The 13558-nt window shown below is 49.6% G+C and carries 11 protein-coding genes; 7 read left to right on the forward strand and 4 right to left on the reverse strand.

The genetic code is table 11. The annotated features are described in order from the left end of the window. The first annotated feature begins 4 nt into the window (after window positions 1-4). The 4 genes from B9D94_RS12540 to B9D94_RS12555 all read left to right on the forward strand — a co-directional run bounded on the left by B9D94_RS12540 (window position 5) and on the right by B9D94_RS12555 (window position 3607). A complete protein-coding gene (locus B9D94_RS12540; protein ID WP_006210513.1) occupies window positions 5-739 on the forward strand; it encodes an SIS domain-containing protein in 735 nt (244 codons plus the stop codon). Window positions 740-858: 119 nt separating this feature from the next. Next, on the forward strand, window positions 859-1128 hold the full coding sequence (locus B9D94_RS12545; RefSeq protein ID WP_006210512.1) for an HPr family phosphocarrier protein: 270 nt from the start codon (window positions 859-861) through the stop codon (window positions 1126-1128). Then, window positions 1128-2897 (forward strand): phosphoenolpyruvate--protein phosphotransferase, encoded by a 1770-nt coding sequence (gene ptsP / locus B9D94_RS12550; protein ID WP_148247150.1) that lies wholly within the window; start codon window positions 1128-1130, stop codon window positions 2895-2897. The genes B9D94_RS12545 and ptsP overlap by 1 nt, the downstream gene beginning before the upstream one ends. A gap of 140 nt (window positions 2898-3037) precedes the next feature. Then, on the forward strand, window positions 3038-3607 hold the full coding sequence (locus B9D94_RS12555; protein ID WP_063480638.1) for a YdeI/OmpD-associated family protein: 570 nt from the start codon (window positions 3038-3040) through the stop codon (window positions 3605-3607). Window positions 3608-3729: 122 nt separating this feature from the next. Here the strand turns inward: B9D94_RS12555 and B9D94_RS12560 are convergent, their stop codons facing one another. Both B9D94_RS12560 and B9D94_RS12565 read right to left on the reverse strand, forming a co-directional pair. After that, on the reverse strand, window positions 3730-4368 hold the full coding sequence (locus tag B9D94_RS12560) for a DUF2306 domain-containing protein (RefSeq protein WP_148247151.1): 639 nt from the start codon (window positions 4366-4368) through the stop codon (window positions 3730-3732). A gap of 53 nt (window positions 4369-4421) precedes the next feature. Continuing rightward, complete coding sequence (locus B9D94_RS12565) at window positions 4422-5456, reverse strand: DJ-1/PfpI family protein (protein WP_148247152.1); 1035 nt, start codon at window positions 5454-5456, stop codon at window positions 4422-4424. A gap of 212 nt (window positions 5457-5668) precedes the next feature. On the opposite strand from B9D94_RS12565, the gene B9D94_RS12570 reads away from it, so the two are divergent. Both B9D94_RS12570 and B9D94_RS12575 read left to right on the forward strand, forming a co-directional pair. Beyond that, window positions 5669-6355: a response regulator transcription factor gene (locus B9D94_RS12570; protein WP_063480641.1), complete on the forward strand. Its 687-nt coding sequence runs from the start codon at window positions 5669-5671 to the stop codon at window positions 6353-6355. Window position 6356: 1 nt separating this feature from the next. Next, window positions 6357-7724 carry a sensor histidine kinase gene (locus B9D94_RS12575; RefSeq protein WP_148247153.1) on the forward strand — a complete coding sequence of 456 codons (1368 nt, stop codon included), beginning with the start codon at window positions 6357-6359 and terminating at the stop codon, window positions 7722-7724. Window positions 7725-7917: 193 nt separating this feature from the next. Here the strand turns inward: B9D94_RS12575 and msrA are convergent, their stop codons facing one another. Then, a complete protein-coding gene (gene msrA, locus B9D94_RS12580) occupies window positions 7918-8445 on the reverse strand; it encodes a peptide-methionine (S)-S-oxide reductase MsrA (RefSeq protein ID WP_063480643.1) in 528 nt (175 codons plus the stop codon). 249 nt (window positions 8446-8694) lie between these two features. On the opposite strand from msrA, the gene B9D94_RS12585 reads away from it, so the two are divergent. Next, on the forward strand, window positions 8695-11322 hold the full coding sequence (locus B9D94_RS12585; protein ID WP_148247154.1) for a family 16 glycosylhydrolase: 2628 nt from the start codon (window positions 8695-8697) through the stop codon (window positions 11320-11322). A 379-nt stretch (window positions 11323-11701) separates the two neighbouring features. On the opposite strand, the gene B9D94_RS12590 is transcribed toward B9D94_RS12585, so the two are convergent. Then, the gene (locus tag B9D94_RS12590; protein WP_063480645.1) at window positions 11702-13324 is read right to left on the reverse strand and encodes an amidase family protein; all 1623 of its coding nucleotides are present in this window, start codon (window positions 13322-13324) and stop codon (window positions 11702-11704) included. Window positions 13325-13558: the final 234 nt, after the last annotated feature.

Raw genomic sequence — 13558 nt, forward strand, 5'->3', positions numbered from 1 at the left:
GATCATGATGAACACCTATTTTGATATAATCGGCAAGTTGTTTGACAAAGTCCGAACCGAACAGGCCAAGCCGATCCGTGAAGCTGCGGAGAAGGTGGCATATTGTATACAGCAGGGCGGTATCATTCATTTGTTCGGCTGCGGGCATTCGCATATCTTGACAGAGGAAGTCTTCTACCGGGCAGGCGGACTCGTGCCGATATCTCCGATTCTTATAGAGAAGCTGATGCTGCATGAAGGCGCGGTACGTTCGTCGGAACTCGAGAGACAAAACGACCTTGCCGCCGAATTCATGAGGAAGCAGGATATCCGCAAGGACGAGGTGGTATTCGTCCTGTCTACCTCGGGCCGCAATCCCGTTCCGGTGGACGTCGCTTTGATGGCAAAGGAGAAGGGAGCCTTCACTGTAGGCATGACCTCACTGGAATATTCCATGAGCCAGCCGTCCCGCCACCGCAGCGGCAAACATCTGGCGGATGCCGTTGATCTGGTGATCGATAATTTCTCGGTCAAAGGAGATGCCGTATTGAGCCATCCGGGCCTCCAGGTGCCGTTCACGCCGAGCTCGACCGTAGTCGGTGCCTTGATATTGAACGCTCTGTTCGCCGAATCCATCGAGATTATGATTGAAGCAGGGTTTAAACCTCCTGTATTTCTTAGCGGAAATGTTGACGGCTCCGATGAGCATAACCAAGCGTTGATCGAGGTTTATAGAGAACGGATAGCCTTATTGGCCTGATGATGGAGAACCATGCGATTTAGGCCAAAATACTTGATTGCCAAACTACACAATAAAGCAGGCCGCCTGGCAAGGATGAATCAGATACGGGCAGGCCGTACAGGATGAGGAGGAACGACATGTTTGCACAAACCGTAACCATACAGAATGAGCAGGGCTTTCATGTCCGTCCGGCACAGCTTTTCTCTGAAAAAGCAGGACAATATGAGGCAGAGGTACGTCTAATGACAGGAGAAGGACGTGCCGCTGATTGCAAAAGCATGCTGGAGCTGATGACACTCGGCATTGAGCGAGGAGCTGTCGTGAGCATTGAAGCGAGCGGGGATGGAGAACAGGAAGTCGTCGAAGCTTTGGTACAGCTCGTCGTAAGCAAGTTTGGTGAAGGGTGATGAAGAGGCAGGAAATTCAAGGAATCGGCGTATCGGAAGGAATTCGGATAGCCAAGGCATACATCTACAAGCCTGCGCAGGATGGCGGAACAGTTGACTCTCCCGTAAGCCAGCTGGATACCCCGGCGGCGGTCGATGCAGAGCTTCATAAACTTCGGAAGGCTAAAGCCGACTGCGCGGAACAACTGGAGGAGCTGACGCAGAAAGCAACGAAAGCTGTTGGCGAGGAGCAAGCGGGCATTCTTGCGGGACAGCGAAAGCTTCTGGACGATCCTGCCTTCTATCCGAAGATGGAAGCCCGGGTCCGAGAGCATCTGGAGCCTGCGCCGCGGGCCGTTGCCGAAATCGTTGGTCAGGTCGCTTCGCTGTTGGAAGACATGAACAACGATTACATGAAGGAGCGCGCCGCAGACATTCGCGATATCGGCAGCCGGCTTCTTGCCTGTCTATCGCCGGGGCATACGCACGGTCTTACCGGAATCACCGGACAGGTCATTCTGGTGGCTGACGATCTGGCACCGTCGGATACGGTGCAGCTGGACCCTGCCTTGGTGGTCGGTTTTATTACCCGAACCGGAGGTGCCACCTCGCATACCGCTATCCTTGCGCGGTCGCTCGGTATTGCCGCTGTCGTCGGCGCAGGTGACGGCGTCGAGGGTATCAAGGACGGCGATACGCTCGTCCTTGACGGGGCCGCCGGGCTCTGTATTGCCCGGCCGCAAGAAGCGGAAGCGGAGCAGTACCGGCTCCGCATGTTGCGGGACCTCGAGCGCAGCCAGTCGCTCGAGGCGTACGCGGCGCGGCCGGCAGTGACTGCCGACGGCGCGCGCGTGGAGCTCGCGGCGAACATCGGCAGCGCCGCGGAAGCCGGGGCCGCCGTCCTGCAGGGCGCGGACGGCGTGGGATTGTTTCGCACGGAGTTCCTGTTCATGAACGCCCAGGCCATGCCGGGCGAGGAGGAACAGTTCCGTGCATACCAGGAAGCGGCCCGCATCATGGAGGGCCGCCCCGTGATCATCCGCACGATGGACATCGGCGGAGACAAGGAGCTGCCGTATCTGCAGCTGCCGAAGGAGGCGAACCCGTTCCTCGGCTACCGTGCGATACGTGTGGGGTTAGTCCGTGAGGACCTGCTTCGCACGCAGCTGCGTGCGGTGCTGCGGGCCAGCGCCTTCGGCAAGGTGAAGATCATGTTCCCCATGATCTCCGGCCTGCAGGAATGGAGACAGGCCAGAGGAATTCTGACGGAAGTGCAGGCTGAATTAAGGCAGGAGAGCCTTCCGTTCGACGAGAATATGGAAGTGGGCATTATGGTTGAGATTCCTTCAACGGCCGTATTGGCAGGACTTTTTGCAAGTGAAGTGGATTTCTTCAGCATCGGTACGAACGATCTCGTTCAGTACACGGTAGCAGCAGACCGTATGAATGAATATGTGGCTCACCTGTACGATTATTTCCATCCAGCTGTGCTGCAGTTAATCCGCACGGTCATTGAGGCTTCCCATGCGGCCGATAAATGGACCGGCATGTGCGGCAGCATGGCGGGTGATCCCTTGGCCGCACCACTCTTACTCGGTCTTGGGCTGGACGAATGGAGCATGGAGGCCGGCTGTCTCAGCCGGATGAAGGAGACGCTTGCAGGCCTGGATCGCCGGGAGTGCCGCGAGCTGGCAAAGCGCATTCTTCTTCTCGATACCCCCAAGGCTGTTCGTCAGGCGCTGAGAGACTTTCACAACGCCAAACTCAACAAACTGTATGAAGAAGTATGACAGACCACTGTCATACTTCTTTTTTTATATTTAATGATAGCCGGGGGTAGAATTGCTCTCGCGCATTACTTAATGACTGCATCATCGACCAAGGCATCCATATTGTATATTCCATATAAAAGGAAGGTTGTATTTAAACCATGGAAATTGAAAACTTGCTGGCAATTACTTCGAGAGCAGAATTGAGGAGTTGGCTGCTGGAGAATAGCCTTACTGAAAAAAGCTGCTGGGTCATGGTCAGTATGACGCCAAACCCGGTTGCAATCTTGTATTTGGACGCAGTCGAAGAAGCCTTGTGTTTTGGTTGGATTGATGGAGTCAAGAAGAAAATACCTGGGGCGGGAGTGGTGCAAAGACTGTCTCCTAGAAGCAGGAAAAGTTCATGGACGGAACTGAATAAAGAGCGTGTCCGCCGTCTTGAAAAATTGGGGTGGATGAGAGATGAAGGAATAAAGGTTCTTCCTGATATGGATCCGGATGCTTTCGTAATAGACAATGTGATTATGCAAAGGCTTAAAGAGGACAGGGAGGTGTACGCAAATTTTGTGGCATTTCCATCACTTTATCAAAGAGTGCGGATCGACACAATACAGAGCAACAAAGATGATCCGGAATTGTATATGAGCAGATTAGACAAATTGATAACAAACACGAAAGAGAATAAAATGTACGGTCAATGGCATGATGACGGACGTCTTCTGGATTATTAACATGCACCCGCTTGTTTAACTAATGAGGATTATCGCCGCATAATGGAATTTATGATAGAAGAAAACAACGTACTCTTTAGGAGGGAGTTCGTTGTTTTCGTTCGAGGAATCTCTCTATTTATTCATCTGACTGTCAATTCCGTTCGGCTCGTTCTAATTATGATTTCCGGAATAACGAGCAGCAGCGCTATTGAAGCGTAAATGCCGATGGTGTAGCTCGCAGCGTATTCGAGCCCGAGTCCCTGATGAAATAGGGAAGTGATCAGATGAATGAACATGTTCGTGAAACAAAAGGCGTAACTTCGGATCATCCAGTTCCGGTGCCGGATTATTCGTTTCTTTTTGATCTGGATGAGAGCAGTAATGGTGATAAACAGCCATAACATATTTAGCGCGTTGAATCCCCAACTGCTAATTTTTCCGTTGGTGGCGTAAGGAGCCATATAACCGGAAGTCAGAACAACAAGCAGCACGGACACGATGTAGATATAGCCGTTGATGCGATGAAATCTGCGGCTTTTTTCGAAAATCCGATTAGAAAAGTTGACCAGTCCCGATGCCATGGCGAGGCAGGCAAATGCAACATGAACGTACATGACATTTAACCACACCGGAAGATTCAGCTCGCGCTTCAGCCCGGTTTTGCGGCTCAAGAACCCCGTCGCTCCCGGATCAATCCAATAGTTTTTTACCAAGGCATAAAAAATAAAAATAATACTGACACAGGCCAACAAACGGTATAATGTTTTCCGTTTCTTCATGTAATCCAAAACCCCCGAGACTCTACTATGATTATGGATGGGACATCCCTGCGCTAGGACACCCGGTTCCCTGTTAATTTGGAGGAGGGGAGCACCCCTGCCTTGGCAATTCCGGTCATGCGGTCTCCGTCAACTTCAACTTCGAATTTCAAGTTCAAGCGCATGGGTTTCGTGATTCGAAGCGACCAGGACAGCTTGTTGTCGATAAACACGGGGTTCGCGAAAGGGATGGTTTCTTCGCCTTGCACTGCCGTCCCCATAATTTTATCTGAACCCACCGCTATCGAGAGTTTAACCTCCATATTCCCGAGAGGTGTTGCGATCGTAGCATCCCAATCTCCGTTGAAGGCTGAAGTTTGTGTAATGTCGTTAGGCATGATGCCGAGAGTCGAGGTCGCAGGGCTCACTTCTATGTTCGATTCTTCGCTCGTCGACACCATAGGAGTGCTAGGGGTCATTCCCGTCTGCCTCCAAACGGTTCCTCTTCGTTCATATTCAAACAGCTGCTCTACGGCGTGTGCGATTTGCGGTCCCAGTTCACGCTCCACCAAATATAGCGCGACATCAAGTCCCGAGGTCACGCCGCCGCCGGTAACGAGGTTGTCATCGTCCACGACGCGTGCCCATACGGGAATTGCCCCGGTTGCTCCCAGCAAATCCATCCCCAGGTGATTCGTTACCGCCGGTCTGCCTTCCAGCAACCCTCCCATGGCAAGTAACATGGAACCGCCGCATACCGTAGCTACTATGATGTCTTTTTGTACAAGAGCCTGACGGATCAGACCGGTTAATTCGGTCTGCATCGCCCGGTTCAGAATAGCTGGGATCGATTGGGGGCCATCTCCCGTGACGTTGCCGGATGCACCAGGCACGAGAATGATGCCCGCACGATCCGGATTCAGTCTGCCAGTCGCTTCGATTCTCAATCCATTGATACCGCTGGCCACGGACCTAGCTCCCTCAGCCGTGACTAACTCTACGTTTAATTCGTTCTCGACATGCATGGCAGCGGCGCAAAAAACTTCATATGGTGCAATGGCATCCAGAAGGTCAAAGCCATCAAACAACACAATTTGAATGGTAAGCATACATACATCCTCCTCGTCTTTTTTATCCAGTGTCTGCGCTGGCAAGCGAAATATAAAGTCACCTGTGTCCGCAAGGAGAAGCATAACAAACGAATATCTCAAACAACGTCGTAAAAAAGTCACAAAACCATAAACATATCATCACAAAATGCTAATTCACATGGGCTCTGGAAGAAAAAATGATAAACTAGAATGCAAAAGGTGGGGTATGCATGAGTGTATATCATACGGTGCTTGTGGTAGACGATGACCAAAGCATCGTTGAACTATTGAGGGATTTTCTGGAGAATGATAACTTTCACGTAATGACCGCAGGTGATACCGAGCAAGCATGGGACATGTTCAAACAACAACCCGTTCATTGCATCGTGCTGGACATCATGATGCCGGGTCAGAACGGATTTGAGTTATGCCGCCGGATTCGAGGGGAGAGCAGCGTTCCCATCCTTTTCTTGAGTGCTCGCAGCCATGATGTGGACAAGATTCGGGGTTTGACGCTCGGCGGCGATGATTATATCGTCAAAACAGCTTCGCCTGGTGAAATTGTTGCCAGAGTCAAAGCCGTTCTAAGGCGCTCTGCTTCACCGCAGCCAGTGGAGGGAAGGGTCTTGGACTACGGCCGTTTCAAGATGAATCTGTCTGCAAGAGAAGTCGTAGTGGAAGGTAAGAACGTTGTGCTTACACCCAAGGAATATGAGCTGTTGCGTTTATTTGCCGAGCACCCGAGGCATGTTTTCTCATATGAACAATTACTTGAGAAATTTTGGGGTGGAGTAGGCGACAGGCACACTATTCGAGTCCATCTGAGCCGACTTCGCGAGAAAATCGAATCCGATCCGAACCATCCGCAACTTTTGGTCAACGTATGGGGAGTCGGGTATCGCTTTGAGGGAGGATAGTATGAAGCTTCGCATTCGTACGTTTACGATACTTTGTTTATTCTTCTTGCTTACAGTGCCGTGGATATTCTTTCTCACCGCTAACTTTGTCGAGACGCAAACGCTTAGCATCTCAAAAAGCCATCGATTAAACGAGGAGCTGCAGCGGCAAATAACCGAAACGATTCATATGATTGAAGCAAACTCGGACCAATGGGAGGACCCCGATTGGCAGCATCGATTGATTACCCATCTGCAAAAAACCGAGATGGATGTAGTGATTCAATCAGCGTCAAATTCGGAGATTTATCGTTCAAATCCAGAGCGCCGGAGCGCTTTGTCATCTACTGAACAATTCTCTATCATCGAAGATGGGCAGCTCCTGGGGAGGGTGAGTGTTTATCTCCCCAGATCAACTTCAGTACAGATGATGATGGCATCAATCGGACTGCTGCTTGCTTTTGTTGTTATTGGTATGGCGATGAGAAGGTTCCTTCTGAAACCTTTGGAGAGGATGAGCAAGGCCGCGAGGCAACTTGCGGAAGGCGATTGGGATGTATTGCTGCCCACGTCCAGCATCACGGAAATCGCCGAAGTGCGGGACGGCTTTGAGGTTATGGTGAAAGGGCTTGAGTTATCTTATCGGAAACAAACGGAATTGGAGGAGGAACGACGATTCGTGATTGCTGCCGTCGCGCATGATTTACGTACGCCATTGTTCGCCTTGCGCGGTTATTTGGATGGATTGGAGCAAGGGATTGCCCAGTCACCGGAGAAAATAGCCAAATATATAGCGGTATGCAAGGAGAAATCGGCTCAATTGGATCGATTGGTTGAAGACCTGTTCACGTTTACAAAGATGGATTATTTCGAGACGCAGCTTAACAACAAAACGATGGATTTTGCACACATACTCCAGGAGTCGATCGACAGTCTGACCCCGCAGGCTCGAGAGAAACATATATCGCTGTCAACTGACTTTACGCACAATTGTTTCATTAGCGGTGATAAGCATCTATTGGAGCGTGCGATGAACAATATTCTTGAAAATGCCGTCAGACATACACCCTCTGGGGGTGAAATTGATGTCCATTGCCACAGAGACGATCAGTATGTCAGGTTTACGATACGCGATAGCGGAGCTGGCTTTTCTATGGAAGAACTAACCCGCGTGTTTGAACCGCTGTATCGTGGGGAATCCTCTCGAAGCCGTTCTACCGGAGGCAGTGGATTAGGGCTAACGATCTCGCACAGAATCATGAAGCAGCACGGAGGCGAGCTGGAAGCAAGCAATCATCCGCAGGGAGGGGCAGTGCTGGCAGGCTGGTTACCTGTTGCTGGCTCCAATCCGAAGGTGAAAGAGGCGAACAGCGAAATATCCGACAACTAGAGAATATATTGACGACGAAGGCCGTGTATAGCGGCTTTTTTCGTTGTGAGTCATTGGTTTGTATTTGGAGACCGAGCTTAATAAAATCGCCATGGCAAGATCCCCCAGCGAATTATGGGAGAAGCAGATGGTTGATCCAATAACAAAAGGAAACGGGCTCTTCCTGTAAACAGGAGTCCGTTTCCTTTTTTCATCATACGTCCGTTACTTGCCAGTGTTCCGTTATAAATTCGTCTCGACCGGATTTCTCGCGATCTTCCTTGTAGTGCTTCACATTCTTCTTATGATAGTCCTGATGATATTCCTCTGCTGGATAGAACCGTTCAGCCGGAAGAATCTCCGTGACGATTGGCTTGTCAAATCGGCCGCTGTCCTCCACAGCCTTTTTCGAAGAGAGAGCAATCTCCTGCTGCCGCACGTTATGATAGAAAATGGCAGTTCGATACTGACTGCCCCGGTCGTGAAACTGGCCTTCAGGATCGGTCGGATCGATTTGTGGCCAGTAGAGTTCAAGCAGCTTCTCATAAGGAAATACTTCGGGATCAAACGTGATTTCTACCACTTCGTAGTGTCCGGTTATTCCCTTCTTAACCTCTTCATAGGTTGGATTCGTTACGGAACCCCCTGTATACCCTGATACAATGCCATGAATGCCGGGCAGCTCCTCAAAGGGCGTAACCATACACCAGAAGCATCCGCCTGCAAAAGTAGCCTTTTCCATATGCTCAACCTCTTTCGATATCTTGTTATTGGATCTGATAGATTCGTAGGAGTTCAGTATATCAAATCCACATGAGTTGGCACAAAGGTTCTTTCGCATATTGTAGATAGCCAAAATAAGAGGCCTGAACCCAAAAAATGGTACCTGTTTATCTGATTCCGAATTCGATAGAATGAAGAGGATCTCATCTGTAAGCGTTTTCCTGAATGCGCAGAGATTGAGAATCTATCAGATTAAGGGAGGGTATTTATGAGGCGTTCTCGCACGATGGAAAGACGGTTTATGCAAAAAGCATTAAGTTTATTCTTAGCAATAGGGATGCTGGCAAGCGTTAGCCTGTGGCAGCCTGCCCAGGTTCACGGCGCGGAGGCGGCAGCCACGACGGTTACCTCTATGGATTACTTTTCAGCAGCAGACGGACCCATTATCTCCAAATCAGGGGTGGGACAGGCCAGCTACGGTTTTGTTATGCCCAAATTCAACGGGGGCTCCGCCACCTGGAATGATGTTGCCCAGGACGTTGGCGTCAAAGTAAAAGTAGGCGCAAACTGGGTCGATATTGACAGTGTCAGCAGCTTTATCTATAACCAGAACTGGGGACACTGGAGTGATGGCGGTTTTACAGGATATTGGTTCACTCTCTCGGCAACGACCGAGATTCAGCTGTACTCCAAGGCGAATGGAGTCACATTGAATTACACGCTTGTGTTTCAGAACATTAACAAAACCACGATTACAGCCATGGCACCTACGCAAGGGCCACAGATTACAGCAAGCTTCACGGGTGGAGCCGGTTTTACTTACCCAACGTTTAATAACGATCCGGCTGTGACATATGAAGCTGTCGCAGATGATCTGAAGGTGTACGTAAAGCCAGTCAACAGCAGCACGTGGATTGATATCGACAACAACGCTGCCAGCGGCTGGATTTACGATCAGAACTTCGGACAATTCACTGATGGAGGCGGCGGGTACTGGTTTAACGTAACGGAGTCGATTAACGTCAAATTGGAATCGAAAACCTCGGGGACTAACGTCGTGTATACCGTCACGTTTAATGAGCCAGTAAGGAATTCATATGTCATTACGCCTTATGAAGGAACAACGTTTACAGCAGATGCGAACGGCGCTATCGGCGTACCGCTGCCTAAGATCGATGGAGGTGCACCAATCGGCACGGAGCTTGACAATTTTGTATACCAAATCAACATCAACGGGCAATGGGTGAACATGGGGGATTCGGGTCTGAGTGGATTTACATACTCCGCCAACGGCTATAACAATATGTCGGATGCCAATCAATGGGGATACTGGGCCGACTACATCTATGGCCTGTGGTTTCAGCCTATCCAGGAAGACATGTTGATCCGAATCGGCTATCCATTGAACGGGCAAAAGGGTGGCAGCGTGGGCAGCAATTATGTTAACTATACGTTTATTGGCAATCCCAATGCGCCACGCCCGGATGTCAGCGACCAAGAAGACATTGTCATCGGAACGCCGAGCAATCCGGCCATCGACGGCATGAATCTCATCTGGCAGGACGAATTTAGCGGGACTTCGCTGGATATGAGCAAATGGAATTATGAGCAGGGCTATTATCTCAATGATGATCCGAATACATGGGGTTGGGGCAATGCGGAATTGCAGCACTATGCTGACAGTGCGCAAAATGTATTCGTGCAGGATGGAAAGCTGAACATTCGGGCTTTGAATGATCCGAAATCTTTCCCGCAGGATCCAAACCGGTATGCACAGTACTCATCCGGGAAAATCAACACGAAAAATCATTTCACCCTTACGTATGGCCGGGTTGATTTCCGTGCCAAGCTGCCAATAGGCAATGGCATATGGCCGGCATTGTGGATGCTTCCGCAAGACAGTCCCTACGGAACATGGGCTGCATCTGGCGAAATCGATGTAATGGAAGCGAGAGGAAGATTGCCTGGCTCGACGAGCGGGGCCGTTCACTTCGGTGGGACATGGCCGGCGAACCGGCATATTTCTGGCGAATATCATTTCCCTCAAGGGCAGACCATCAACAATGACTATCATGTATATTCTGTAGTCTGGGAAGAGGACAACATCAAATGGTATGTAGATGGCAAGTTCTTCTTCAAAGTGACGAACGAGCAATGGTATTCACTGGCCGCACCAAATAATCCGAACGCACCGTTCGACCAGCCTTTCTATCTCATTATGAATTTGGCGCTCGGCGGGAATTTTGACGGTGGCATCTCCCCGGGGCCGTCTGATATCCCTGCTACGATGCAGGTTGATTACGTGCGGGTCTATAAGGAGAACGGCGGATCGAATCCTGGAAATGTTCCGGTGACCGGCGTAACCTTGAATCCTGCGACTGCGCAGGTGGAAGTGGGACAAACCCTTCAGTTAAACGCCAGCACAGCACCGTCGAATGCTTCGAACAAGCAGGTCACTTGGTCCGTATCGGGCTCCGGTATTGCTTCCGTTAGTCAGAACGGGCTTGTGACCGGGCTTGCTCCGGGCACGGCAACCGTAACGGCGACAACCGTTGACGGCAATCATACAGCGGCTTCCACCATCACGGTTGTGCCGGAACCATCCACCGTCATCATCATTGGCGATGAGGTGCGGGGTCTGAAGAAAACCGGCGATGACTTGCTGTTTTATGTCAATGGCGCAACCTTTGCTGATCTGCACTATAAGGTCAATAACGGAGGGCAGTTGAACGTAGCCATGACTCCGACTGGAAACGGCAATTATACGTATCCTGTGAAGAATCTGAAACATGGGGATACTGTCGAGTACTTCTTTACGTATAACCCGGGACAAGGAGCTCTGGACACCCCTTGGTTCACCTATGTCCACGGGGTAACTCAAGGCACACCGGAGTAAACCCGACAGCTTCGGAAAGATCAGGCTGCTGCTGAAACAGCAATACCTTCCGAGCAGCGGGAGAGCCATAACCATATGCTCTCGCGCGTATCGTTCAGAATAGCCATTCGTGTCAGGCAGACAACTTTATAAAAAGCTTCTCTAAGCAGCCTTAGTTCGGATCTTGACCGGACTAAGGCTGCTCATTTGTGCTTCAAGTTATGTACGAGTGAAATGGAGTTCTCATGCAAGGAAGCTTTTTCTGCTTGCCTGAAGTGAGGCTGAGCTTTCTATCCCATAAAACAGAAAACCGCTCCGTATGGAACGGAGCGGTATCATAGAGTTTCTTCAGCCTGCATGTTGAGGGAGAGAATGAGCGAATTCAGAGGCTGTCATGTCGTTACTGAATAGTTTCTGGTGTATGAACAGGAACGAATCGGGCATGGGTAGCTTGCTCAAAGGAATAGGCAAGATCAAGAAGCTTTTGCTCACTGTATGCCGTACCGAGGAACGAGATGCCCACGGGTACTCCTGCTTCCACTGCTCCTGCAGGGACGGTGATTTCAGGGAAGCCTGTTGCTGATGCCACATAACTTGCGGCATAGGTGTCATATGCTTCACAGATATAAGTAGGATCTTCTTTGTCAAAACGGTTCGAAGCCGGGCAGGACATGGTAGGAAAGACAATTGCATCAAGTTTGTTGTCCTTCATTATTTTCGTGATTTCCTCACGGGTCTTCGGAATTTCTTTGTTCATGATGTTCTTGTATTCTTTGGAATACAGCGTATCCGCTTGTGCCAATGCTGTCTTCAAGCCTTCCAGACGTGCGGGGTTAACAGGCGTCTCCGAGTTCAATACTTCAGGAGACTCACTAATATCAATCACGTCCTGCAGCGTTTTGGGTGCGCCAGCAGGAAGGAAACTTAAGAATTTTTCAAACTGGCTTTTGAATTCGGCATCCCCGACCGGTCCAAGCACCGGAGTCCAGAGGTATTTGGTTTGGTTGGAGAACGATACAGGCACGACAACCGTTCCCATACTTTTCATTTTCGCGATTGCTTGATTTGTTATCGTATCCACTTCGACATTGTCACCGAAGAAATCAGTTGCGACCCCAATGCGTGCATGCTTTAACGAAGAAGAATCTAATGCTTTGGTGTAGTCTTGAACATGCTGTTTCGCAAATTTTGTTGCTTTATCTTCTTTATCTGTTCCAGCCATCGCAGTGAGTACCAAGCCAGCGTCCTTCACGCTGCGTGCCATAGGGCCCGTTACGTCCAGAGAGAGTGAGCTAGGAATCACGCCGCTGCGGCTGGTCAATCCCATAGTTGGTCTGATACCAACAAGGCCGGTAACATTAGCTGGACCTCTGACCGAACCGGAAGTATCCGTTCCAAGCCCGAATACGGCAAAATTAGCCGCAACAGCTGCAGCACTGCCACTGCTGGACCCCGAAGCATCACGGTTCAGATTATAAGGATTGATTGTTAAACCGCCCATGGAGCTATAGCCCAGTCTTCCGTAGGAAGCGGCAAGCTCAGACATGTTTGTTTTGGCAATTACAATAGCCCCGGCATCGACAAGCTTCTGTACGGTGAATGCATTCTTGGTCGGATAGGCATTCTTCAGAGCAACGGATCCGCCTGTTGTCGGCATGCCCACGACGTCGTAATTATCCTTAACGACAAAAGGGATGCCATGCAGTTTGCTTCTTGGACCTTTCTTTTTAAGTTCAGTATCCAGAGCTTTTGCTGTTTCAAGCGCTTTGTTGTTAATTGTAATAATGGAATTTATAGTGGGACCTTGTTTGTCAAGGGCCTCAATACGGTTCAGATAATATTCTACGAGTTCTTCCGATGTAATTTGCTTTGTTTTCAAAGCAGTTGCGACTTCATCAATACTTTTCTCAAACGGATCAAACGCCTGTTTCTTTATTTCGGCACTTGCATGATTCCATGGAAAAATGGCTGCAATTAACAAAATAGCTAATAATACTTTGAAATTTAAAATTCTTTTACTCAAGTGTCTTACCTCCTGATGTTTGTATAGTACAAATTACTCATTATGTTTCTCTCTCTCCCTATATTAATATCGTTATTAATAGTGTGAAAATGAATAGTATCCAACCAAAGTCTTAAAATTTGTGAACAATTCGACAAATTTTAACAAAATCCACTCCTTCTGCCGATAGAATGTAAGGACACATACATAAATGTTTAACACTGGAGGAGAAGCAACATGAGAGAAACTGGAGGA

The sequence above is a fragment of the Paenibacillus sp. Cedars genome, from assembly GCF_003184205.1.
GTDB lineage: Bacteria > Bacillota > Bacilli > Paenibacillales > Paenibacillaceae > Paenibacillus_AQ > Paenibacillus_AQ glucanolyticus.